The sequence below is a fragment of the Streptomyces mayteni genome (assembly GCF_054783955.1).
Genome location: NZ_BAAGPR010000040.1, coordinates 38,439 through 61,215 on the forward strand (window position 1 = coordinate 38,439; position 22,777 = coordinate 61,215).

A 22,777-nucleotide genomic window follows, 5' to 3' on the forward strand; every position below is an offset into this window, starting at 1 on the left:
GCGCGGAGCTGGCCTGGGAGGTGACGATCGGTGACGGTGTCTTGGCAGGGGGACGACGCGGCCGGGCGCGGCGCCCGGCCGCCGCGCCCCGCCGTCCCCGCGCGGCGCTACGCTGCGCGGCGCCAGGGCAGGAAGGTGCTGGTGAGGACGGCCCCGGTGGACGGGAAGGAACCGGGGTCGGCCAGGCCGACCGCGGCCGGGCGGCGCCCGGGGTGCCAGGTGAAGGTGCCGAACACCCGGTCCCAGACGGAGAGGTCGGCCGCGAAGTGACCGGCCTCCGACAGGTCGGTGCTGTGGTGCAGCCGGTGCTGTTCGGGGGAGGAGACGACATGGTTGAGCCAGCCGAGACGCACGTCGACGTTGGCGTGCGTGAAGTAGCCCTGGGCGACGGTGAACAGGCCGACGGCGAACACGGACTCCTCGGAGAAGCCCACCAGGGCCAGCGAGAGCAGCGTGAACCCCTGGGTGAGCACGACGTCGAGGACGTTGTTGACGCCGTTGTTCCCGACGTTGACCTTGTCGGGCGCGTGGTGCACGCCGTGCAGGCGCCACAGGTGTCGGTTGGTGTGGGCGAACCGGTGCACCAGGTAGTTGGCGAGCGAGCCGAGCAGCAGCGCGAACGGGATCTCGGCGCCGAGCGGCAGCGCCGGCTCGGGCGTCGCGACGGCGCCCACCACGGTGAGCACGAGGGCCTGCGCGACGAGGGCGCCGAGCCCCGTCAGCAGGTAGTAGGCGCCGTACAAGCGCCATTCGCGCCGGCTCGGATGCCAGGAGCGCTCGTAGGGGATCAGCTGTTCGAGTAGGCCGAGATAGATCAGCACGCCCATGGGGAGCACCATGCCGACCGGCTCCAACGGCCAGTCCTGGCTGATGCCGAGCGTGCCGACGCCGACGACGGAGCCCAGCAGGATCGGGTACGCGAGCTGCCGGAGCGCGGGCGCCCACGGCGGCGTGCCGGGTATGACCGGTGGTGCGGCGTGTGGTGACGCCGGTTGTGAAGGCAGTTGTGAAGGTGGTGGTGAAGCTTCACCCTCGATCGGGGACCTGAGGTCCATTTCCCACCCCTCTGTACCTGCTTCTCGTCGAGTGACCGTGCGCCGGTCCGCGACCCCTACGCGGACGACGCTTGGGAAGATCATCAACAGTATGGATTTGATCAAATACGCCGAGCAATGACGGGAGGGGGGCGTATCAGGTTGTAGGGGGTGGCAATCGGTATTTCGCGCGCCCCCCGTTGTCCACGACGCACCCCGGCGGCTCGGCTTCCGGATGTGTGGATACGGAGGGGGAGTGTCGGCCGAGTGTCGAACGGCCATCCGGGGTGTCCACCGGTCGGGGGTTGACCCTGACACCGGTGTGAGGACCTAGGCTCACCAGCCGTCACCTCCACAGCTCTCCGTCGCAAGGGAGACAGCCATGTCAGGAGCGGTAGTGATCGGCGCGGGACCGGGGATCGGCCGCTCGGTCGCCCGCCGGTTCGCTCGCGAGGGGCTGCCGGTCGCCGTGCTCGCCAGGTCCGAGGCGACGGGGCGCGCCACGGCGGCGGCCGGCGCGGAGGCGGGCGCGCGCGCCGTGCTGCTGACCGCCGGCGCCGCCGACGAGGCCGGGTTGCGAGCCGCACTCGACGCAGCGGTCGACCTCCTCGGCACCCCGGAGGTCGTGGTGTACAACGCGGCGCTCATCCGCCCGGACGCGCCCGGCGAACTCTCGGCACGCGCCCAACTCGACGCCTACGCGGTCAACGTCGTCGGCGCGCTCACCGCCGCCGGGCACCTGCTGCCGGCCATGGCGCGGCGCGGCCACGGCACCTTCCTCGTCACCGGCGGCATGCCGGAGCCCAGGCCGGCCTACACCAGCCTGTCGCTCGGCAAGGCCGGCGTGCGCGCCCTGGTCGCGCTACTCGCCGAGGAGTTCGGGCCGGCCGGCGTCCACGTGGCCACGGTCACCGTGGCCGGCCCGGTCGCGCCCGGCACCGACTTCGACCCAGACGACATCGCCGAGCACTACTGGCGGCTGCACGCCGAGCCGCCCGCCGACTGGCGGCGCGAGGTCACCCACGGCCCCCGGCCGGCCGCGTCCCGAGACTGACCAGCAGCCCGGCCAACCGCTCCGCCGACGCCGGTTCCGTGGCCAGCAGTTCGTCGACGAGCGCCCCGGTGACGGCGCCCAGGGCGCGCCACAGCTCGGCCGCGTCCAGGCCCCGCACCAACCCGCCGGCCAGCGGTCCGGTGAGTTCGGCCGGCAGCCCGTCGGCGCCCTTGGCGTAGGCGGTCGGCAGGCCGAGCCGCAGGCAGGCGAGCGCCAACACCTGGTCGCGCACCCCGCTGATCCAGTACTCGGCCAGCCAGGGCCGGCCGCGCTCGATGGCGGTCCTGGCGTGCAGCACGTGGTGCCAGGCGTAGCCGACCAGGTGTGCCGCGTCCGTCGTCGACCGGCGCGGCTCGACGGCCTCGCCGAACACCGGCCGGAAGCCGCCGTCGCCGACCTGCCCGAACTCGCCGACCGGCGTGAACCCGAGGTCGACCTCGAGACCGTCGTCGAGCAGGAAGGCGCGGTAGACGGCCGCGCCGGAGCGCAGGTCGAAGTGGTGCAGCGCGCCGAACTCGGCGTAGACGAACTCGCTCCAGGCGGCCACCACTTCGGCCACCACCCGGCCGGGCGCCACGCCGAGCAGCAGGTCGACGTCGGACCACCGGTCCTCGACCCCACGCGCCGCGGAACCCGTCAACGCCGCCGCCGAGACGTCGGCGTCCGCCCTGGCCCTGGCGAGGAGCCGGGACCGTACCTCGTCTCGCCGCTCGACCGTGAACATGCCGGGACCCTACAAGATCCCGGCCCGGGTGTCGGAGGCCACCGGGACCACCGTGACGTCCGGGGCGGCGATAGCGTGTACCCGTACCACCCGCAGGTGACCCGTTGATCCGGTTCCGCCAGGAGGAGCGACATGGCAACCACACGTATCGCGACGACGAACTGGGAGGGCTCCCTGCTTCAGGGCGCCGGCAACGTCTCCCTCGACTCCTCGGGAGTGGGGAAGTTCGACGTCACCTGGGCGTCCAGGGCCGAGGACCCCAACGGCCGCACCAGCCCCGAGGAGCTGATCGCGGCGGCCCACTCGTCCTGCTTCTCGATGGCGCTCTCGCACGGCCTCGCCGGCGCCGGCACCCCGCCGGAGTCGGTGCGGACCCAGGCCAGCGTCACCTTCCAGCCGGGCGAGGGGATCACCGGCATCGTGCTGAAGGTCCAGGCCAGGGTGCCCGGGCTGTCCGCCGAGGACTTCCAGACCGCCGCCGAGGGCGCCAAGGCCAACTGCCCGGTGAGCAAGGCCCTGGCCGGCACCACCATCACGCTCGAGGCCGAACTCCTCGACTGATCCGCCCCGTTACGGCGAATCCACGGCCCCCGGCACGCCCGCCGGGGGCCGCTCTCCCTCCCCTTCCGCTGAGAGGTCTCTGTGCCAAGCGTCGTGAAGATCAACGTGTTGACGGTGCCCGAGGAGCAGCGGGAGGTGCTGGAACAGCGTTTCTCGTCCCGCGCCGGGATGGTGGAGAGCCAGGACGGGTTCGAGTGGTTCGAGCTGTTGCGGCCGGTGGAGGGGACGGACCAGTACCTGGTCTACACCCGCTGGCGCAGCGAGGAGGACTTCCGGAACTGGATGAACGGCGAGATGCGGCAGGCGCACCAGGGCGGTGGCCGCCCGGCGGCCTCCGGCGCCACCCTCTGGTCGTTCGAGGTGGTGCAGCACGCCGCGCCGCGCCCCCGCGCGGAAGGCTGACCGCCCCACACTCCGGGTAGACCCCGGGGGTGAGAAGGCGAACCGTACTGGGCGGCGGCCTCGCCGCGGCCGCCGGGCTCGCGCTGCCCGTCGCGGCGCACCCCGCACCCGCCGCCGACATCTTCGGCGAGTTACGCGACCGCTGGCGGCGCGTCCTGCTCGGGCCCGGCGCGCCGAGCGGCCCGCACGCCGACGCGTACGCGTCGGCGGTCGCCGCCCAGGACCGCGCCGCGGCCCGGCAGTTGGCCACCCTGGTCACCGACCGGGACGCCCCGACGCCCTGGCCCGACCTCCCGCTGACCGAGGATCCGGCGCGCTCCGCCAACGTCACCACCGCCGCGTCCCGGCTGCGCGCCATCGCCGTCGCCTGCGCCACCGAGGGCGGCTCGCTGTACGGCGACCAGGCGGCCGCCGCCCGGGTGGCCGCCGGCTGCCGGCTGTGGTGGACGGCCCGCTACCACGCGGGCCAGGCCCAGTACGGCAACTGGTGGGACTGGGAGATCGGCGCGCCCCGCCACATCACCGACGCGCTGACCCTGCTCGGCCCCGCCGTCCCCGAGGAGACGAGGGCCGGCATCCTCGCCGCCGTCGACCACTTCGTGCCCGACCCGCGCCGCATGCTGCGCGGTGAGTTGGTCTCCACCGGCGCCAACCGGGTCGACCTGTGCCGGGTGGTGGCGGTGCGCGGCGCGCTGGGCGCCAGCGAGGAGCGGCTCGCGCTGGCCGCCGCCGCGCTGGTCGGCGTCCTCGACCCGGTGCCGGTGGGCGACGGATTCCACCCCGACGGCTCGTTCCTGATGCACACCTGGGTCGCCTATCCCGGCACCTACGGCGAGGTGCTGGTCAAGGGGATGGCCGAGCTGATGCGGCTGCTCGTCGGCACCGCCTGGGACGTCGGCCCGGCCGAACGACGGCTCACCACCGAGGCGATCGACCGCACGTTCGCGCCGTTCACGCACCGCGGCGCGATGCTCGACGCGGTGCGCGGCCGGGCGATCTCCCGCGACACCGCCACCGACGCCGACGACGGATTCAAGCTGGCCGTCGACCTGGTGACGCTGGCCGACGCACTGCCGGCCGGTGAGGCGGCGGCCGCCGGCCGGCTGCGCGCCACCGCCAGGTCCTGGCTGGCGGAGAACGGCTGGCGCCCGCTCGCCGCCCGGCAGCCGGCCCAGATCGCGGCCGCGGCGTCCGTCCTCGACGACCCGGCGATCGCCCCGCTCCCCGCCCCGCTCGGCCACTTCGGCTACCCGGACATGGAGCGCTTCGTCCACCGTCGCCCCGGCTGGACGTACTGCCTGTCGCTCAACTCCGACCGGGTGGCCCGCTACGAGTACATGAACGGCGAGAACGCCCGCGGCTGGCACACCGGGGACGGCATGCACCAACTGGCCCTCGACGACGACCCGTTCCACTTCACCGACGCCTACTGGCCGACGTGCGACGCCAAGCGCCCGCCAGGGGTGACCGTCGACACCACCCCACTGCCGGTCGGCGCGGGCGGCGACAACGACAACGTGCCGCTGTCCGGCACCTGTTGGTCGGGCGAGGTGGTGCTGGACGGGGAGCTGGCGCTCGCCGGCATGGACCTCCGGGGCGTCGACTCGCCGTTGCGGGCGCGCCGGAGCTGGCTGTTCCTCCCCGACGGGGTGCTGACGGCCGGCTCCGGGATCAGCGCCGACGGCGGGCGCCGGATCGAGACCGTCGTCGAACAGCGTAGGACCGACGGCGCGTTGACGGTGGACGAGGCGGCCGGCTGGGCGCACCTCGAAGGCGTCGGCGGCTACGTCTTCCCGCGCGGTGCGGGGGAGTTGCGCAGCCTGCGCGAGGACCGGGTCGGCGCCTGGAGCGAGATCCGCACGGGCGGGCCGACGACGCCGATCACCCGCCGCTTCGTCACCCTCTGGCAGGACCACGGCGTGGACCCCGACGATGCCTGGCACGCCCATCTGCTGCTGCCCGGCGCCACCTCGGAGGAGACCGCCGCCAGGGCCGCCGCCCCCGGCGTCGAGGTGCTGCGGCTCGACCGCGACGCGCACGCGTTCCGGGCCGGCCGCCTCACGGCGGTGGCGTTCTTCGCGGCCGGCACGGCCGGCGGCGTCACGGCCGACGCGCCCTGCGCGGTGCTGCTCCACGAGGACCCGGCCGCCTGCACGTTGCGGATCGCCGTCTCCGACCCGTCGCGGTCGGCGCCTGTGGTGCGGCTGGCGGTGGCGGCGCGGGGCCGCCACACGGTGCGGCACGCGGACGCCGGCCTCACCGTCCTCGACCCCGACGGCGCCACCGTCCGACTGCTGGCCGAGACCAGCGGCCGACACGGCGCCACCCTGACCGCCACGCTCACGGCCGGCCGCCCCGGATAACACCTCCCCCTGCTCCAGGTGGTGACCGACCAACCGCCCGCCCACGAGGGGGCGGACGTGGCCGAACTCCGGTAGAAACGGCGTGAGATGGTTCGCTGAGCCGACCGTCGACGGCAGTGGAGGGGGATGACCGGGTGAGTTGGCATGGTCTGTGGTTGACGGGCGCGGTGGGCGGCCTGCTGATCGGCGCGCTCGGCGGGTTGATCGCCTCCGTGGCGCTCGTCGCGACGGCGTACCCCCGCCATCCCCGCCCCAGGGCGAGGTATCTCAGGCGGCGCCTCGCCTGGTTGACCGCCATGACGGCCCTGTTCGTCTACTCGGTGGGCGTCTTCGACGTCGCGTCCGTCGAGCACGACCACGGCAGCGCCGTGGCGGCCTGCCCGACCCACCTCGACCCCGCCGAGATCTCGCACTACCGCTCCTCCTACCTGCCGCTCCGCTCCGAGTGCGTCCTGACGGACGGCACGGCCCACGGCGGCGACCCCGACCTCGGGCTGATCACCGTGACGGCGCTCGTCCTGGTGCTGACCGCCGCGGCGCTCGCCGTCGGCCGGGACCGGATGACGGCGCTCTCCGGCCGGCTGGCCGCGCGGCGCGACCCCGCGTGGCGCTGACCCTTCCCGGGACCGGCCTCCTCGCCGGCGGCCGCCTGGAGTTCCGCCGGGTCTCGGCCTCGCCTACAGCGTCAGGGACAACAGCGTCGGCGCCGCCTGGCGGTTGAGGGCCTCGGCCGCGCCGCGGAGTCGGTGCGCCTCGCCGACGGGGAGGGACAGGGCCAGGCAGCCGACGGCGGCGCCCGCCGTGAGCGGGACGGCCGCGCAGATGGTGCCGACCGCGTACTCCTGGATGTCCAGGATCGGCATGGTGGCCGGCTGCCGGTCCAACGCGCTCAGCAGGGTGCGCTGGTCGGTGATGGTGCGCGAGGTGAGCCGCGCCGCCCGGTGGCGCGAGAGGTGGTCCTGCCGCCCGTCGTGGTCGAGTTGGCTCAGCAGGCACTTGCCGATCGCGGTGGCGTGCGCCGCCGAGCGGAAGTCGACCCACTCGTTGACCACCGGCAGTTGCGGCGTCTCCGAGACCTGGGCCACCTCCAACTCGCCGTCCGTGTAGCGCGCCAGATAGACCGCCGCGCCCACCGTGTCCCGCAACGCGTCCAACGCCTGTTGCAGGCGCTCGCGCCGCACCTGCTGCCGGTCGGGGCCCGCGGTCAGCGCGAGCAGCGCGTCGCCGACGACGAACGTGCCGTCCGGCAGCTGCCGCAGGTAGCCCTGCCGCACCAGACCGGGGAGCAGGGTCGCCGACTGACCGGCCGGCAGGCCGGCGCGCTGCGACAGCCGCTCCTCCGTGAGGCCGTCTGGATGGTCGGCCACCGTCTCGAGCAGACGCAGCGCGAACCGCACCGCGTGCGAGGGAACGGTGCGCCCGGACGTGATCGCCACATCGACCTCCTGCCAGTCCTCCCCGTATTCGCTCGTACAAGCGTAGCGACGAACGGGCCATCAGTTGCGCCCAATGACGCCGTTCGTCGCTCCGCGTGCCGGATCGGTGGCTCAGCGGCCAACGGCGCTTACAATACGGTGCTCAGGAACTCGCGGGTGCGGTCGTGTTCCGGGTCGCTGAAGATCTTGTCCGGCGATCCCGACTCCACGATCCGCCCCTGGTCGAACATCAACACGGCGTCCGAGATGTCCCGGGCGAAGTTCATCTCGTGCGTCACCACCAGCATGGTGATGTCCGTGCTGGTCGCGATGTCCCGCAGCACGTCCAACACGCCGGCCACCAGCTCCGGGTCGAGCGCCGACGTCACCTCGTCGAGCAGCAGCACCTGTGGCCGCATCGCCAACGCCCGCGCGATGGCGACGCGTTGCTGCTGACCGCCGGAGAGCTGGCTCGGGTACTTGTCCAACTGTTCGGTGAGCCCGACGAGTTCGATCAGCTCCCGGGCCCGCTGCTCGGCCTCGTCCTTGCCGAGACCGAGCACGTGCACGGGTGCCTCGGTGACGTTCCGCAGCACCTTCATGTTGGGGAACAGGTTGAAGTGCTGGAAGACCATGCCGATCTTCTTCCGCACCTCCCGCACGTGCCGGTCGCCGGCCTTGACCAGCTGGCCGCCGCGCTCCTCGTGGGTGAGGTAGTCGCCGTCGACCCGGATGGTGCCCTCGTCGGGCCGCACCAGGGTCATCAGCAGCCGCAGGATCGTGGTCTTGCCCGATCCGGACGGGCCGATCAACGTCACGTGCTTGCCGGTGGACACCGAGAAGTCGAGCTGGTCGAGGACGGTGGTCCCGCCGAACCGCTTGGTGACCTTGTCGAAGCGGACCAGCTCCGAGCCGTTGGCCCGGGTGCCGTTCGTCTGCGTGTCGTCGGTCGGACTTTCGTTGGTCGGGGGGTTCTGCTTCGGGGGGTCAGCTGGTGAGGACAAGACGACGCTCCAGGAATCTGATCAGCAGAGAGGCCGGATAGGCGATCACGAGGAAGGCGAGGCCGACGATCGTGTACGCCTCGGTGGTGAAGGTCTCGTTGCTGAAGTTCCGGGCCTCTCCGAACATGTCGAGCGCCCCGATGACGGCGATCATGGGGGAGTCCTTCAGCATCGCGATGACGTAGTTGCCGAGCGCCGGTACCACCCGGCGGATGGCCTGCGGCAGGATCACGGCCAGCCAGGTGCGGGCGCGCGGCAGGCTCAGGGCCGTCGCCGCCTCCCACTGACCGGCGGGGACCCCGTCGATGCCGGCCCGGTAGACCTCGGCGGTGTACGTCGAGTAGTGCAGGCCGAGGCCCACGATCCCGGTGGTGAGCGCCGACATCGAGGGGCCCCACTCGGGCAGCACGTAGTACAGGAAGAAGAGCTGCACCAGCAGCGGGGTGTTGCGGACGAACTCGGTGAACGCCGTCACCGGCCACCGCACCCACGCGTAGGCGGAACGCATCGCCAGGGCCCAGACCAGGCCGAGCCCGAACGCGATCAGGCTGCCGAAGAGCAGCGCGCGCAGCGTGAGCGCGACGCCTTCCCAGAACAGCGGCATGAAGTCGCTGACGACTTCCCAGTCCCAGTCGAAGCTCATCGCACACCCACCGTTCCGCCGGCCGGCAGCGCCTCGTGGCCCCCGGGGCCGCCACGGCGTGGCGGCGGTGGCTGGCGGCGCGAGAACAGGTGGCGGCGCTCGACCTGCTCCCCGACTCCGGCCTTGGCGTGCCGCTCGACCACCCGCATGCCGCGGGTGATGACGAAGGCCATCACGAAGTAGAGCGCCAGCAGCAGCGTGTAGATCGGCGCGCTCTCGTTGCTGCCGATCCGCACCAGGTTGCCGGCGAAGAGCATGTCGCCGACCGTGATCGTGGACACCAGCGCGGTGCCCTTGAGCAGCTCGATCAGCAGGTTGCAGAACGGCGGCACCATCCCGGGCCAGGCCTGCGGGATCTCGATCCGCCGCAGCCGCTGCCCCCGGGTGAAGCCCAACGCGACCCCCGCCTCGCGCTGAGCCACCGGTACGGCCGCCAGGGCGCCGCGCACCACCTCGGCGCCGTACGCGCCGTAGGTGAGCCCGAGCGCGAGCACGCCCGCCCACATCGGGACCAGCTGCCAGCCGAGCAGCAGCGGCAGCGCGAACACCAGCCAGAACATCAGGATCAGCGCCGACATGCCACGGAAGATCTCGAAGTAGCAACCGGCGAGAAAGCGGACTATCCAGAGGCGTGAGGTGCGCAGCGTGCCGATGAGAAACGCCACGACGACGCCGAGTGCCGCGCTGAACACGGTGACCTGAATGGTGATCCAGATTCCCGGCAGGAAGTAGTTGGTGAACATTCCCTCCGTCATCATCGGCACAACTCCTCTGCCGTGAGATCGGTCATCTCCGCCTCGGTGAAGCCGAAGGGCGCCACGATCTCGAGCAGCTCTCCGCTCTCCCGGATCGCCAGCAGTTCCTCGTTGAACGCGTCGCGGAAATTCTTCTCGGAGGGGCGGAAGGCGAAGCCGCCGGCGCCATAGGCCGGCTCGCCGTCCATCATGGGCTGGAACGGCTCGTTGGCCTCGACCCGGCTGTTGCCCTCGACGACCCCCTGGACCGTCACATTGGTCCCGGCGAACGCGTCGGCGCGGCCCTGCACCACCGCGTCGAGCCCGGCCACCTGGTCGGGGAGGATCAGGATGTCCCGTACGCCGGCGGCCTCCGCGTAGTCGATCTCGGCGTACGCCTGGCCGGTGGCCAGCACCAGACCCTGCTCGGCGACGTCGTCGTAGTCGCGCAGCCCGTTCGGGTTGCCCGCGGGCACGATGAACGAGTCGAGCATCACGTAGTCGGGGTCGGAGAACAGGACCTGGGCGCACCGGTCGGGGTTGATGTACATCCCGGCGGAGACCACGTCGAACTGTTGGGCCTTGAGCCCCGGAATCAGCGCGCTGAATTCCACGGGAACGGGGGTGACATTCTCCACGCCGAGCCGTCGGAAGATGACCTTGGCGACCTCCGGCGCCTCGCCGGTGGGCTCGCCCTGGTCGTCGATATAGCCGAACGGTGGCTCGCTGGCGATACCGATCTTCACGGAACCGCTGTCGCGCAGCCGGTCCAGGAGATCGCCGCCTTCCACCTTTCCCTGCGCGGCGACCCGTGAGCAGCCGGCGGCGCCGAGCGCGCCGAAAGCCGCCATCCCGGCCAGCAGGGCCCGACGGCTGACGCCTTTCGTCTCCGGATATCTCTGAATTGGTCGTGGAAATTCTCTCGGTGGAGCCATGGCCGCGCGGCTACCCATCCTCGGCGGATCCATGCGCACTATTCGTCGCCGTTGTCGGCCCGTCGCTCCATGAGCTCCGCGAGCCGGGCCAGATCCGCCGCCACCAGGTCCGCGTCCCGCTCGAACTCCGCGTCGCTCGCTCCCGCCGGCCTGCGCAGCGTGAACACCACCTCGCAGGCGTCGTGGCCGTCGGCGATCACCCGCATCGGGTTGTGCACCGTCTGCCCGGACGGCAGCGTCACGTCGTGGTCGAGCACGCCGTACTCGTTGTTCGGCGTGAACGTCACCCGCACCCGCCCCATGGGGGAGTCGAGGTACCACTCGCCCTCGCCCACCTCCTCGGCGGTGGAGCCGAGCCCGTGGGCCCACCGGGGCAGGTTGGCCGGCTGGGAGGCGAAGGCGTAGACGTCGCCGGCGGGGCGGGCGACAGGGTGGGCGACATGTCTGGAATGTGCAGTCATGCGGCCATGATGCCAGCGCCGCCCTGCTCCGCGACGGTTCTGCGGCAACGCCGTGACGGATGACGTGGCTCCCGTCACATCGCGGGCCGCCCGAGGCTGGTGGAATCACGCTCCTGACGCTCCGTCGACCGAGAGAAGGCGCGCGTGTGGCTCCTGGCGCTTGCCCTGTTCCTGCTCTCCGCCGCCGGCGCGTTGGTCGCCGCGGTGGGGGTCGTCGCCCTGGCGTTTCCCGGCCGGCCACAGCCCTGGCCGAGGTACCTGGCCCGCCGCGCGACGTGGCTGACGGCCCACGCGGCCGTCTCCGTCTACTCCCTGGGGTTCGGCCATGTCTCGTTGTCCGAGAGCGAGTTCGGGAACGGCGCGGACTCGATACCGGCCCCGGCCTGCCGGGACGGCTTCGAGCCGGCCGTGCGTGAGGGACTCTCCCACCACGAGTCGTCCTACCTGCCGCTGCGTTTCGACTGCGTCCGCGAGGACGGCACCAGCTACCCGAGCGAGCCCGCCCTCGCGGGGATGAACTGGGCGACCCTGATCCTCGGGTCGATCTCCGTACCGCTCGCCGTCGTCGCCGGACGGCTGCCGGGCAGTGAGTCACCAGCGCGGCGTCAGGCCCCGACGTAGGCCGCCAGGTGCTGTCCCGTGAGGGTGGTGCGGGCCGCGACCAGGTCGGCCGGGGTGCCCTCGAAGACGATCCGGCCGCCGTCGTGGCCGGCGCCGGGACCGAGGTCGATGATCCAGTCGGCGTGCGCCATCACCGCCTGGTGGTGCTCCACCACGATGACCGACTTGCCGGCGTCCACCAGCCGGTCGAGCAGGCCGAGCAGCTGCTCCACGTCGGCCAGGTGCAGGCCGGCGGTCGGCTCGTCGAGCACGTAGACGCCGCCCTTCTCGCCCAGGTGCGTGGCCAGCTTGAGCCGCTGCCGCTCGCCCCCGGAGAGCGTGGTGAGCGGCTGGCCGAGGGTGAGGTAGCCGAGCCCGACGTCGGCGAGCCGGGCCAGGACGCGGTGCGCGGCCGGGGTGCTCGCCTCGCCGGCGCCGAAGAACTCCAGGGCCTCGGTCACCGACATCGCCAGCACCTCGCTGATGTCGCGGCCGCCCAGGTGGTAGTCGAGCACCGCCGGCTGGAACCGCTTCCCCTCGCACTCCTCGCACGGGGTGGCGACGCCGGCCATCATCGCCAGGTCGGTGTAGACGACGCCGGCGCCGTTGCAGTTCGGGCAGGCGCCCTCGGAGTTGGCGCTGAACAGCGCGGGCTTGACGCCGTTGGCCTTGGCGAACGCCTTGCGGATCGGGTCGAGCAGCCCGGTGTAGGTGGCCGGGTTGCTGCGCCGCGAACCGCGGATCGGGCTCTGGTCGATCGCCACCACACCCTCCCGGCTCGGGATCGAGCCGTGCACCAGCGAGCTCTTGCCCGATCCCGCGACCCCGGTGACGACGGTGAGCACGCCGAGCGGGACGTCGACGTCGACGTCCCGCAGGTTGTGGGCGGTCGCGCCGCGGATCTCCAGGGCGCCGGTGGGCTTCCGCACCGACTCCCTGAGCGTGGTCCGGTCGTCCAGGTGCCGGCCGGTCACGGTGTCGGAGGCCCGCAGCCCCGCGACGGTGCCCTCGAAGCAGACGGAGCCGCCCGCCGCGCCGGCGCCGGGGCCGAGGTCGACGACGTGGTCGGCGATGGCGATGACCTCCGGCTTGTGCTCCACCACCAGCACCGTGTTGCCCTTGTCTCGCAGCCGCAGCAGCAGCCCGTTCATCCGCTGGACGTCGTGCGGGTGCAGGCCGGTGGTCGGCTCGTCGAAGACGTACGTGACGTCGGTGAGCGAGGAGCCCAGGTGCCGGATCATCTTGACGCGCTGCGCCTCGCCGCCGGAGAGCGTGCCGGCCGGCCGGTCGAGGCTGAGGTAGCCGAGGCCGATCTCCACGAAGGAGTCGAGGGTGTGGCGCAGCGCGGCGAGCAGCGGCGCGACGGCGGGCTCGTCGAGGCCGCCGACCCAGGCGGCCAGGTCGCTGATCTGCGTCGCGCAGGCGTCGGCGATGCTGAGCCCGGCGATCTTCGACGACCTGGCGGCCTCGCTGAGCCTGGTGCCCTCGCACTCGGGGCAGGCGGTGAAGGTGACCGCCCGCTCCACGAAGGCCCTGATGTGCGGCTGCATCGCCTCCTTGTCCTTGGACAGGAACGACTTCTGGATCTTGGGGATCAGGCCCTCGTAGGTGAGGTTCACGCCCTCGACCTTCACCTTGACCGGCTCGTGGTGGAGGAAGTCCCGCAGCTCACGCTCGGTGAACTCGCGGATCGGCTTGTGCGGGTCGAGGAGGCCGGACTCGGCGTAGACCCGCACGGTGAAGAAGCTGTCCGACTTCCAGCCCGGGATGGTGAACGCGCCCTCGGCGAGCGACTTGGAGTCGTCGTAGAGCTGGGTGAGGTCGATGTCCGAGACGGTGCCACGCCCCTCGCACCGCGGGCACATGCCGCCGGTGCGGGAGAAGGTGGCCTTCACCGCCTTCCTGGCGCCCCGCTCCACCGTGATCGCGCCGCTCGCCCGGACCGAGGCGGTGTTGAACGAGTACGCGCTGGGCGGCCCGATGTGCGGCTCGCCGAGCCGGCTGAAGAGGATCCGCAGCATCGCGTTGGCGTCGGTGGCGGTGCCGACCGTGGAGCGGGGGTCGGCGCCCATCCGCTGCTGGTCCACGATGATCGCGGTGGTCAGCCCGTCGAGGACGTCGACCTCGGGGCGCGCCAGCGTCGGCATGAAGCCCTGCACGAAGGCGCTGTACGTCTCGTTGATCATCCGCTGCGACTCGGCGGCGACCGTGCCGAACACCAGGGAGCTCTTGCCCGAGCCCGAGACGCCGGTGAACACCGTGAGCCGGCGCTTCGGGAGTGCGACGCTCACGTCCTTGAGGTTGTTCTCGCGCGCGCCGTGCACCCGGATCAGGTCGTGGCTGTCGGCGGCGTGCGGCGCGGGCGACGGCGTCTCGGTGCGGGGGGCCTTGCTCATCGGGTCTCCAGTGTCGGGCGGGGCCGCCTGCCCGGACGATCCTCGGGCAACGATCTCGGGCAATTCGTACGGTTCTCCTACCGGCTCACCCTAGCCACCGGCCCTCGGCCGACGCTTCTCCGATCCTGACCGGATCCGCCCGACGGCCCACGCCCCTCAGGCCCGGCGCGAGCGCAGCGCCCTGCGGACCGTGACGCCCGGCACCTCGCCGGCCATGACCCGGCGGTAGGTGTCGGACTCCATCGGGCAGAGCGTGACCCGTCCCTCGCCGTCGCAGAGCAGCCCCCAGCCGAAGCGTTTCGGCAGCGGCGAGGACCGCAGGCACGCCTGTGGCCTGGCGAAGAGCCCGGCGCGCAGCGCGGCGCGCTCGGCGGCCGCCGGCCGCGGCCGGTCCTGGCGGCTCAGCCAGGTCTCGAAGATGACGTCCTCCTGGGTGAGCTCGCCGGGCGCGCCCGCGATCAGCTCGTACTGGATGGTCGCGACCGTGGGCTTCGCGCCCCGCGTCGCGGGGACCGTGGCCACCTCGACCGGGCAGTCGTCGGCGACCGCGATCAGCGTGTCGAGGTAGTTCACGTCCATGTCCGCCATGGTGCCTGACGGCATCCTGGGTAGGCACTCGCGAGCGACGACCAGCGACGAGAGGCAGGCCCCACATGTCCGAGTCAGAGTCCCCCACCCCCGAGCGGTACATCACCGTCTCGCTCGACAAGCGCGGCGTCAGCTGCACCGCCCGGCTGCTCGGCGACCGCGCGCCGATCACCTGCGAGGCGATCTGGAACGCGCTGCCGCTGGGCGGCGACGTCTACCACGCCAAGTACGCGCGGAACGAGATCTACGCCCTCGTGGAGCCCTTCGCGCCCCGCGAACCACCGCTGGAGAACCCGACGATCACGCCGATCCCCGGCGACCTGTGCTACTTCACCTTCTCGGACACGCAGCTCGCCACCGCCTCCTACGGCTACGAGCAGGACGCCAGCCACCGCGGCCGGGCCACCGTCGTCGACCTCGCCCTGTTCTACGAGCGGAACAACCTGCTGATCAACGGGGACGCCGGCTGGGTGCCGGGGATCGTGTGGGGGACGATCACCGAGGGCCTCGACCGGATGGCCGACGCCTGCCAGGACCTGTGGCGCGCCGGCGCGCTCGGCGAGACGCTCACCTTCCGGCGCGCCTAGCGCGCCTAGCGCGGGTGGCTACGGGGCGGCCGGCGGCAGCGGGACGCCGGCCACGCCGGCCTCGTAGAGCGCGTGCGAGGCCCGCAGCACCGTGCCGTCGGCGTGCCTGGCGGCCACCAGCTGGAGCCCGATCGGCAGCCCGTCGCCGTCCACGCCGCACGGCAGGGACGCGGCGGGCTGCTGGGTCAGGTTGAACGGGTAGGTGAACGGCGTCCACTCCGTCCACCGCGTGAGCCCGGAGCCGGCCGGCACCTCCACGCCGTTCTCGAACGCGGTGATCGGGATCGTCGGGGTCACCAGCAGGTCGTACGACTCGTGGAAGCCGCCCATCAGCCGCCCGGCCGCCATCCGCACGTCGACCGCCGCCAGGTAGTCGAGCGCGCTGTAGCCGGCGCCCGCCGCGCAGATCTCCCGCAGCCCGGGGTCGAGCAGGGCCCGCTGCTCCGCGTCGAACGGCTCGGTGACCCGGGCCGCGCCGCTGAACCACAGCACGTGGAACGCCTCGCGCAGCCGGTCGAGCGGCGGCAGCGGCGGGTCGACCTCGGTGACCTGGGCGCCCAGCTCCGCGAGCTTGTCGACGGCCCGCCGGACAGCGGCCGCCACCTCGGGGGCGACCGGGACGCCGAAGCCGAGGTCGGGGGAGTAGGCGACGCGCAGCCCGCGCAGCCGGGCCGCGCCGCCGGCCAGCGCGTTGCGGTAGCTGTGCTTGACCGGGTCGAGGGCCGACCAGTCGCGGGAGTCGGGGCGGGCGATCACGTCGAGCAGCAGCGCCGCGTCCGCCGCGTCGCGGGTCATCGGGCCGACGTGCGCCAGGGTGCCGAAGGCGCTGGCCGGATAGAGCGGCACCCGCCCGTAGGTCGGCTTGAGCGCGAAGATCCCGCAGAACGCGGCCGGGATCCGGACCGAGCCGCCGCCGTCCGTGCCCAGGCTCAGCGGCCCGGCGCCCAGCGCCACGGCGGCCGCGCCGCCGCCGCTCGACCCGCCGGCGGTGCGGGCCGGGTCGTAAGGGTTGCCGGTGGCGCCCCAGACCGGGGAGTCCGTCACGCCCTTCCAGCCGAACTCGGGGGTCGTGGTCTTGCCGACGAAGACCGCGCCCGACTCGCGGAGCCTGGCCACGGCCGGCGCGTCCTCGTCCCAGGGGCCGGCGGCCGAGACCGCGGCCGAGCCGCGCAGCGTGGGGTGGCCGCGCTGGAACAGGATGTCCTTGACCGTCACCGGCACCCCGTCGAGCGGACCGGCCGGCGCCCCGCGCTGCCAGCGCTCGGCGGAGGCGCGCGCGTCGTCGAGCGCGCCCTCGCGGTCGACGAACACGAACGCGTTCACGGCCCGCTGGACCGCCTCGGCGCGGTCGAGCACCGCGTCGGCCACCGCGACCGGGGACACCTCGCCGGCGGCGTAGGCGCTGGTCAGCTGGGTGGCGGTGAAGGTGGTCAGGGCGGTGAGGTCGGTCACGTTTCCTCCGGGGGGTCCGACGCGGGCGGCGGCGCGTGCTCCGGCGTGCGCCCCGACGCGGGCTCGGAGGGCACGTAGCCCAGCTCCTTGTCGACGACGTTGAACAGCGGCTCGCCCGCGTACCAGCGGTCGAAGTTGTCGAGAAACTGCTCGCCGAGGTCGTTCCGCCAGCCGAAGGTGTCGCCGCTCATATGGGGCGACACGACGAGCCCCGGCACGTCCCAGAGCGGGCTGTCGGCCGGCAACGGCTCGTTCTCGAACACGTCGAGCGCGGCCCCGGCCAGCGTGCCGGCGCGCAGCGCGGCGACCAGGTCGCGCTCCACCACATGCTGACCACGGCCGACGTTGACGAAACGTGCCGTCGGCTTCATCCGGGCGAAGGTGGCCGCGTCGAACAGGCCGGTGGTCTCCGGGGTCAGCGGCGCCGCGCAGACCACCCAGTCGGCGAGGCCGAGCAGCCCCGGCAGCTCGTCGGCCGCCCGCACCTCGCCCCTGGCCCGGCGGCCGACCAGCGTCACATGGAGGCCGAGCGCCCGCAGCGTGTCGCCGATCCGCCGCCCGATCGGTCCCGAGCCGACGACCACGGCCCGGCCGCCGGCCACCTTCTCGGTCTCCCGGTGCAGCCAGCGCCGCTCGTGCTGGAGCTCCCAGCCGACCCGGAAGTCCTTGGCCATGGACAGCACGAGGCCGGCCACGTACTCGGCGATCGGGCCGTCGAAGACCCCACGGGCGTTGGTGATCACGGCGTCGGACGCCAGCAGCTCGGGGAAGAGCAGCCGGTCGACGCCGGCGCTGGCCGTGTGCACCCAGGAAGGGCGGGGGCCCGGGCCCGGCCAGGCGTGCCGGACGGCGTCCGATGTGAAGTCCCACACCAGCAGCACGTCGGCCGACGGCAGGCGTTCGACCAGCGAGTTCTCGTCGGAGTGCAGTACCTCGGCCCGGCCCGCTAGCCGGTCGAGGCGGGGAAGTGGGTCGGCGTCGAGGACCAGGACACGAAGCTGGGACATGGCGGGGAAACCGTTTCGAAACGAGTGGGTGTTTCATTGAAGAGGGCCAGGATTGACCGCGACCGGGTCGGGACCTACCTTCGTGGACGAGGGCACGTACATCCAGTCCCTTCCGCGCTTCCAGGCCCATGATTTCCACTCATCGGTCCGAGGGCCAGCCGACGGCCCCTCGTCTCCGCTCTCACGATCGGGGTCCGACATGTCTGACATGCCCAACATGGAGCTCTCCTTCCTCGGCGGGCCGCAGCCGCAGCGCGGCGTCGGCGTCGTCGCGCCCTTCGACTTCGCGCTCGATCGCGAGCTGTGGCGCTGGGTGCCCGACGACGTGTCGCTGCACGTCACGCGGACGCCGTTCGTCCCGGTCGAGGTCAGCCTGCACCTGGCCAGGATGGTCAGCGAGCACGAGACGCTGGCCGAGGCCGTGCGCGCGCTGAGCGCCGTCAGTCCCCAGATCGTGACCTACGCCTGCACCTCGGGCAGCTTCGTCGGCGGGGTGGCGGGCGAGCGGGCCATGACGACCGAGATGACGCGGGCCGGCGAGATCCCGGCGCTGACCACCTCGGGCGCGCTGCTCGACGCCCTGGGCGAGCTCGGCGCGCGGCGGGTGGCGGTGGTCACGCCGTACACCAGGTCGGTCACGGACGCCCTCGAGGACTATCTGCGGGAGGCCGGGATCGAGGTCTCGGGGCGCAGCTACCTGGGGCTGACCCGGGAGATCTGGCGGGTGCCGTACCGCGACGTGGTCGACATGGCGCGGCAGGCGGTGGCCGGCCCGGGCCCGACGCCCGACGCGCTCTTCATCAGCTGCACCAACCTGCCGACCTACGACGTGATCCCGCAGCTGGAGGCCGAGCTGCGGATGCCGGTGATCTCCGCCAACCAGGTGACCATCTGGGCGGCGCTGCGGGCCATCGGCCGGGACGCCGTCGGCCCCTACCAGGCGCTGCTCGACCCGTCCGCGCGACGCGGCCCCGCGGCGCCGGGCGCCGGCGGCGCGCTGGCCGGTGAGTCTCCGGTGCCGGGCGCCGAGGTGTCGCTGACCGCGGCCGGGCCGTCGTTGGTCCCGGAGCTGGCGTTCCTGCCGGAGCCGCCGCTGGCGGCCGTTGAGCCGACCGTTGCCGGCGGTGAGCCGCGAGTGCCAGTCGGTGAGGGCTCGCTGCTGCCCGAGCGGCTGACCGCCGCCGAGCTGCCCCTGATTCCGGGGCCCGGGCCGCGGCCCGGGCCGCCGCTGGCGGCCGCCGTGGCCTCGGCCGGGCCGTCGGACGGCGACCTGCTGCCCGAGGTGGAAGGCGGCCTCGGCCTGCCGCCCGGCGCGTCGGGCCAGTCCGGCGCGTCCGAAGAGGAGAGGTGAGCCCGCGCATGACGACCACGGTCGGTTTCCTCTACCCCGGGTACTCCGCGGAGGACGACTTCCCGCGGATGGCGTCGCTGCTCAACGCGGCCGGCGACGACGTCGCGCTGCCCCTGGTGCACACCGACATCGGCACCGACGCGCACCGGGTGGACGCGCTGCTCGAGATGGGCTCGGTCGACCGGCTGACGGCCGTGGTCGGCGAGCTGACCGGCGCCGGAGCCGAGGCCGTGGTCTGGGCCTGCACCAGCGCCAGCTTCGTCTACGGCTGGGAAGGCGCCGGGGATCAGGTGCGCCGCCTGGGCGCCTCAGTGGACCGGCCGGCGTCCAGCACCTCGTTCGCCTTCGCCCGCGCCGCGGCGGCGCTCGGCCTGCGGCGGGTGGCGGTCGCGGCCACCTACCCGACGGACGTGGCCACGCTCTTCGTCGACTTCCTGCGCGCCGCAGGCATCGAGGTGGTGGCGATGCGGGGCAGCGGCATCATCACGGCCGCCGAGGTGGGCACCTGGGGCCGCGACGAGGTGCTGCGGCTCGCCCGAGCCGGCGACCATCCGGAGGCCGAGGCCGTGCTGCTGCCGGACACCGCGCTGCACACGGCGGCCTGGCTCCCCGAACTCGAGGCGGCGCTCGGCAAGCCGGTGCTCACCGCCAACCAGGTCACCGCCTGGGAGGGGCTGCGGCTGCTCGCCCACACGGCCGCACCCTGTCCGGCGATGGGCTCACTCTTCGCCGGCTGACCCCACCCCGGGCTGCTAGCCGGCCAGTCCGCGCCGGTGGCTCTTGCCGCCGGTGCGGAACGCGTGGATCGCGATCTCCCGGTCCCCGGCCGCCCTGACGGCCTCCTCCCACGTCAACGCCCGCTCCCCGACCGCGAACAGCGGGCCGGTCTCCCGGTCGCCGACCAGCTCCGCGAGCAACGCCCCGGCCCGCTCGCTGAACTGGGCGGCGACGGTTCTCAACTCCCGCTCACCGAGGCCGACATCCGTCACCTCGAGCGACAGCAGATCGTGCACCCGGACCTCGCTCTCCCACAGCAGCGCCCAGAGCGCGCGGTGCACGACGGGGGTGTCCTCGTCCTGGAGAAGTTCCTTGAGCTGAGCAAGTGTGATGTTCTCAACAGTGATCGTCATGGCTGCGAAGTATGGCCAAATCATCACACGGAGTACAGGGTTTGGCGACAAGCCGCCGCGCTCCACCACGCGTTTCTCGTCGTGAACCTGACCACTGTGACGGGATTCACCACGGCGGCCGGCCATCGTCGACCGCAACCGGAGGTGGCGTGGACGCACGGCAGTTGGAGTACTTCCTGGCCATCGTCGAACACGGGGGTTTCAGCCGGGCCGCCGCCGCGCTGCACGTGGCGCAGCCCTCGCTCTCCCAGTCGATGGCCAACCTGGAGGCCGAACTCGGCGTGGCGCTCTTCCACCGGGTCGGCCGCGGCGCGGTCCTCAGCGCCGCCGGCGCCGAACTGCTCGGCCCCAGCCGGCAGGTGCTGCGCGATCTGGCGGCCGTCCGCGACACCGCGGCCGCGCTGCGCGGCCGGCGCCGCGGCACCGTCGAGATCGCCACCATGCCGTCGCCCGGCATCGAGCCGCTGACCACCCTGGTGCGGGCCTTCGCCGCGCGGCACCCGGGCCTCACGGTCAGCGCCAGGGCCGCCTTCACCCCGGACGAGGTGCTGGCCCTGGTGCGGGACGGCGCCTGCGAGGTGGGGCTGCTCGGCTCGGCCACCCGGGTCCACGCGCCCGGCCTCACGGTGCTGGAGCTGGCCGAGCAGCCGTTCGCGGTGGTCGCGCCGCCGGACGGCCCCTTCGAGGACGGCGTCGAGGTCGAGCCGGCGCGGCTCGCCGGCCGGGCGCTGATCGCCTCGCGGCCCGGCAGCCTGATGCGGAGCATCGTGGACGACATCCTCGCCAGCGTCGCCGACACCCGGGTCGCCGCGGTCGTCGACCACCGGACGTCCATCCTGCCGCTGGTCCTGGCCGGCGTCGGGGTCGCGGTGCTGCCCTCGGCGTGGATCCCGCTGGCCCGCCGCTGCGGCGCGGTCGCGGCGCCGATCGCCGGCACGGCGCGCCTGCGGGTGGCGCTGGTCGCCCGCCCAACCCACCTGACGCCGGCGGCCGACGCGTTCCTGCGCGTCGCCGCGTCCCATCGTCCCGACCTATGACCCCGATCGGCAACACGTCTTGGACGGCGCCGGGTTCGACGCGGTGCACTCGAACTCCCGCCAGCGAACCGAACCCTCGGGAGCCGCCATGCCCCCCGCCCAGGTCCCCTCCGTGTTCCGCATCGCCGCCATCCCGGGCGACGGCGTCGGCGCCGAGGTCGTCGCCGCCGGCCGCGAGGTCCTCGACGCCCTGGCCGCCGGCTCCGGCGGCCGGTTCGCCTTCGCCTGGGAGGAGTTCGACTGGGGCTGCGACCACCACGCCCGCACCGGCCTGATGATGGCCGAGGACGGCCTGGAACGGCTGCGCGAGTTCGACGCGATCTACTTCGGCGCGGTCGGCTGGCCGACCGTCCCCGACCACGTCAGCCTCTGGGGGCTCAGGCTGCGGATCTGCCAGAGCTTCGACCAGTGGGCCAACGTCCGCCCCGTCCACTTCCTGCCGGGCGTGCGGAGCCCGCTGCGGAGCGCCGACGAGCACGACCTGGACTGGGTCGTGGTCCGCGAGAACAGCGAGGGCGAGTACGCGGGTCTCGGCGGCCGCAACCTCGCCGCCCGCGGCCGGGGCGGCGAAGTCGCCGTCCAGTCGGCGCTGTTCACCGAGGTCGGCTGCGAACGGATCATCCGCTTCGCCTTCGACCTGGCCAGGACACGGACCCGCCGCAAGGTCTCCAGCGTGACGAAGAGCAACGCCCTCCAGTACGGCATGGTGCTGTGGGACGACGTCTTCCGCCGCGTCGCCGCCGACTACCCGGACGTCGAGACCGAGAGCGTGCTGGTCGACGCGATGGCCGCGAGGTTCGTCCTCCGCCCGCAGGACCTGTCGGTCGTGGTGGCCTCCAACCTCAACGCCGACATCCTCTCCGACCTCGGCAGCGCCCTGGCCGGCAGCCTCGGCCTGGCCTCCAGCGCCAACCTCAACCCCGAACGGCGCTTCCCCAGCATGTTCGAACCCGTCCACGGCTCCGCCCCCGACATCGCCGGCCGCGGCCTCGCCAACCCCATCGGCGCGATCGGCAGCGCGGCCCTGATGCTCGACCACCTCGGCCTCCCCGACGAGGCCGCCCGCCTCCACCAAGCCATCCACACCACCACCCGCACCGGCACCCTCCCCCGAGACCTCGGCGGCACGGCCACCACGGCAGCCACCACCCAGGCCATCATCACGGCCCTGCCCTGACCCGACCCCGCGCCCGGGCCCGGCGCGGCTGGCACACCCACGGCCGCGCCCCGACCGCTGCCTGCGGCGCCCTTCCGCGGCTTCGCCACCCCCGCGGCGGCCCGCCGCGCCGCGCTTCGCGC

The 22,777-nt window shown here is 73.1% G+C and carries 23 protein-coding genes and 1 pseudogene; 11 read left to right on the forward strand and 13 right to left on the reverse strand.

Translation table 11 applies throughout. From position 1 onward, the window contains the following. Positions 1-107 precede the first annotated feature (107 nt). A complete protein-coding gene (locus tag ACYVPE_RS19075; RefSeq protein ID WP_461034843.1) occupies positions 108-1,055 on the reverse strand; it encodes a sterol desaturase family protein in 948 nt (315 codons plus the stop codon). 361 nt (positions 1,056-1,416) lie between these two features. Here ACYVPE_RS19075 and ACYVPE_RS19080 point away from each other — a divergent pair, with 361 nt between their 5' ends. After that, positions 1,417-2,088: an SDR family NAD(P)-dependent oxidoreductase gene (locus ACYVPE_RS19080; protein ID WP_461034844.1), complete on the forward strand. Its 672-nt coding sequence runs from the start codon at positions 1,417-1,419 to the stop codon at positions 2,086-2,088. On the opposite strand, the gene ACYVPE_RS19085 is transcribed toward ACYVPE_RS19080, so the two are convergent. Beyond that, the gene (locus ACYVPE_RS19085) at positions 2,051-2,812 is read right to left on the reverse strand and encodes a hypothetical protein (protein WP_461034845.1); all 762 of its coding nucleotides are present in this window, start codon (positions 2,810-2,812) and stop codon (positions 2,051-2,053) included. The two genes, ACYVPE_RS19080 and ACYVPE_RS19085, sit on opposite strands and share 38 nt — an antisense overlap. Before the next feature lie 132 nt (positions 2,813-2,944). Between ACYVPE_RS19085 and ACYVPE_RS19090 the strand changes: the two genes are divergently transcribed. The 4 genes from ACYVPE_RS19090 to ACYVPE_RS19105 all read left to right on the forward strand — a co-directional run bounded on the left by ACYVPE_RS19090 (position 2,945) and on the right by ACYVPE_RS19105 (position 6,752). Next, positions 2,945-3,373, forward strand: coding sequence for an OsmC family protein (locus ACYVPE_RS19090; RefSeq protein ID WP_132820063.1), 429 nt, complete (start codon positions 2,945-2,947; stop codon positions 3,371-3,373). A gap of 81 nt (positions 3,374-3,454) precedes the next feature. Further along, a complete protein-coding gene (locus tag ACYVPE_RS19095; protein WP_132820062.1) occupies positions 3,455-3,775 on the forward strand; it encodes an antibiotic biosynthesis monooxygenase family protein in 321 nt (106 codons plus the stop codon). A 29-nt stretch (positions 3,776-3,804) separates the two neighbouring features. Beyond that, a complete protein-coding gene (locus ACYVPE_RS19100) occupies positions 3,805-6,138 on the forward strand; it encodes a polysaccharide lyase 8 family protein (RefSeq protein WP_461034846.1) in 2,334 nt (777 codons plus the stop codon). A 134-nt stretch (positions 6,139-6,272) separates the two neighbouring features. After that, entirely contained in the window at positions 6,273-6,752 is a 480-nt protein-coding gene (locus ACYVPE_RS19105) for a hypothetical protein (protein ID WP_461034847.1), read from the forward strand. A gap of 63 nt (positions 6,753-6,815) precedes the next feature. Here ACYVPE_RS19105 and ACYVPE_RS19110 read toward each other — a convergent pair whose 3' ends face one another. The 6 genes from ACYVPE_RS19110 to ACYVPE_RS19135 form a co-directional block, all read right to left on the reverse strand. Beyond that, positions 6,816-7,574, reverse strand: coding sequence for an IclR family transcriptional regulator (locus ACYVPE_RS19110; protein WP_461034848.1), 759 nt, complete (start codon positions 7,572-7,574; stop codon positions 6,816-6,818). Positions 7,575-7,702: 128 nt separating this feature from the next. After that, positions 7,703-8,458 (reverse strand): ectoine/hydroxyectoine ABC transporter ATP-binding protein EhuA, encoded by a 756-nt coding sequence (gene ehuA / locus ACYVPE_RS19115; RefSeq protein ID WP_461034865.1) that lies wholly within the window; start codon positions 8,456-8,458, stop codon positions 7,703-7,705. An 82-nt stretch (positions 8,459-8,540) separates the two neighbouring features. Further along, positions 8,541-9,200: an ectoine/hydroxyectoine ABC transporter permease subunit EhuD gene (gene ehuD, locus ACYVPE_RS19120; RefSeq protein ID WP_461034849.1), complete on the reverse strand. Its 660-nt coding sequence runs from the start codon at positions 9,198-9,200 to the stop codon at positions 8,541-8,543. Then, on the reverse strand, positions 9,197-9,958 hold the full coding sequence (gene ehuC / locus ACYVPE_RS19125; RefSeq protein WP_461034850.1) for an ectoine/hydroxyectoine ABC transporter permease subunit EhuC: 762 nt from the start codon (positions 9,956-9,958) through the stop codon (positions 9,197-9,199). Before ehuC ends, ehuD begins: the two co-directional genes overlap by 4 nt. Continuing rightward, on the reverse strand, positions 9,955-10,869 hold the full coding sequence (gene ehuB / locus ACYVPE_RS19130) for an ectoine/hydroxyectoine ABC transporter substrate-binding protein EhuB (protein WP_461034851.1): 915 nt from the start codon (positions 10,867-10,869) through the stop codon (positions 9,955-9,957). Before ehuB ends, ehuC begins: the two co-directional genes overlap by 4 nt. 38 nt (positions 10,870-10,907) lie before the next feature. After that, positions 10,908-11,330 carry an SRPBCC family protein gene (locus ACYVPE_RS19135; protein ID WP_461034852.1) on the reverse strand — a complete coding sequence of 141 codons (423 nt, stop codon included), beginning with the start codon at positions 11,328-11,330 and terminating at the stop codon, positions 10,908-10,910. A gap of 144 nt (positions 11,331-11,474) precedes the next feature. On the opposite strand from ACYVPE_RS19135, the gene ACYVPE_RS19140 reads away from it, so the two are divergent. Beyond that, the gene (locus ACYVPE_RS19140) at positions 11,475-11,951 is read left to right on the forward strand and encodes a hypothetical protein (protein WP_461034853.1); all 477 of its coding nucleotides are present in this window, start codon (positions 11,475-11,477) and stop codon (positions 11,949-11,951) included. Here the strand turns inward: ACYVPE_RS19140 and ACYVPE_RS19145 are convergent. Beyond that, positions 11,936-14,326 (reverse strand): ATP-binding cassette domain-containing protein, encoded by a 2,391-nt coding sequence (locus tag ACYVPE_RS19145; protein WP_461034854.1) that lies wholly within the window; start codon positions 14,324-14,326, stop codon positions 11,936-11,938. The genes ACYVPE_RS19140 and ACYVPE_RS19145 overlap by 16 nt on opposite strands. 156 nt (positions 14,327-14,482) lie before the next feature. Then, on the reverse strand, positions 14,483-14,905 hold the full coding sequence (locus ACYVPE_RS19150; RefSeq protein ID WP_461034855.1) for a DUF6157 family protein: 423 nt from the start codon (positions 14,903-14,905) through the stop codon (positions 14,483-14,485). 74 nt (positions 14,906-14,979) lie between these two features. Here ACYVPE_RS19150 and ACYVPE_RS19155 point away from each other — a divergent pair, with 74 nt between their 5' ends. Next, positions 14,980-15,501, forward strand: a complete 522-nt coding sequence (locus tag ACYVPE_RS19155; protein ID WP_461034856.1) for a DUF3830 family protein — start codon at positions 14,980-14,982, stop codon at positions 15,499-15,501. Between the two features lie 18 nt (positions 15,502-15,519). Here ACYVPE_RS19155 and ACYVPE_RS19160 read toward each other — a convergent pair whose 3' ends face one another. Next, a complete protein-coding gene (locus ACYVPE_RS19160; RefSeq protein ID WP_461034857.1) occupies positions 15,520-16,953 on the reverse strand; it encodes an amidase in 1,434 nt (477 codons plus the stop codon). After that, the gene (locus ACYVPE_RS19165) at positions 16,950-17,960 is read right to left on the reverse strand and encodes a D-2-hydroxyacid dehydrogenase (RefSeq protein ID WP_461034858.1); all 1,011 of its coding nucleotides are present in this window, start codon (positions 17,958-17,960) and stop codon (positions 16,950-16,952) included. Before ACYVPE_RS19165 ends, ACYVPE_RS19160 begins: the two co-directional genes overlap by 4 nt. 217 nt (positions 17,961-18,177) lie before the next feature. On the opposite strand from ACYVPE_RS19165, the pseudogene ACYVPE_RS19170 reads away from it, so the two are divergent. Continuing rightward, positions 18,178-19,032: pseudogene (locus ACYVPE_RS19170) on the forward strand (maleate cis-trans isomerase family protein); the annotation flags it as partial. Positions 19,033-19,319: 287 nt separating this feature from the next. Then, on the forward strand, positions 19,320-20,048 hold the full coding sequence (locus ACYVPE_RS19175; protein ID WP_461034859.1) for a maleate cis-trans isomerase family protein: 729 nt from the start codon (positions 19,320-19,322) through the stop codon (positions 20,046-20,048). A 15-nt stretch (positions 20,049-20,063) separates the two neighbouring features. On the opposite strand, the gene ACYVPE_RS19180 is transcribed toward ACYVPE_RS19175, so the two are convergent. After that, positions 20,064-20,441, reverse strand: a complete 378-nt coding sequence (locus ACYVPE_RS19180) for a hypothetical protein (protein WP_461034860.1) — start codon at positions 20,439-20,441, stop codon at positions 20,064-20,066. Positions 20,442-20,590: 149 nt separating this feature from the next. On the opposite strand from ACYVPE_RS19180, the gene ACYVPE_RS19185 reads away from it, so the two are divergent. Both ACYVPE_RS19185 and ACYVPE_RS19190 read left to right on the forward strand, forming a co-directional pair. Next, positions 20,591-21,478 (forward strand): LysR family transcriptional regulator, encoded by an 888-nt coding sequence (locus ACYVPE_RS19185; protein WP_461034861.1) that lies wholly within the window; start codon positions 20,591-20,593, stop codon positions 21,476-21,478. Positions 21,479-21,566: 88 nt separating this feature from the next. Continuing rightward, entirely contained in the window at positions 21,567-22,655 is a 1,089-nt protein-coding gene (locus tag ACYVPE_RS19190; RefSeq protein ID WP_461034862.1) for a tartrate dehydrogenase, read from the forward strand. Positions 22,656-22,777: the final 122 nt, after the last annotated feature.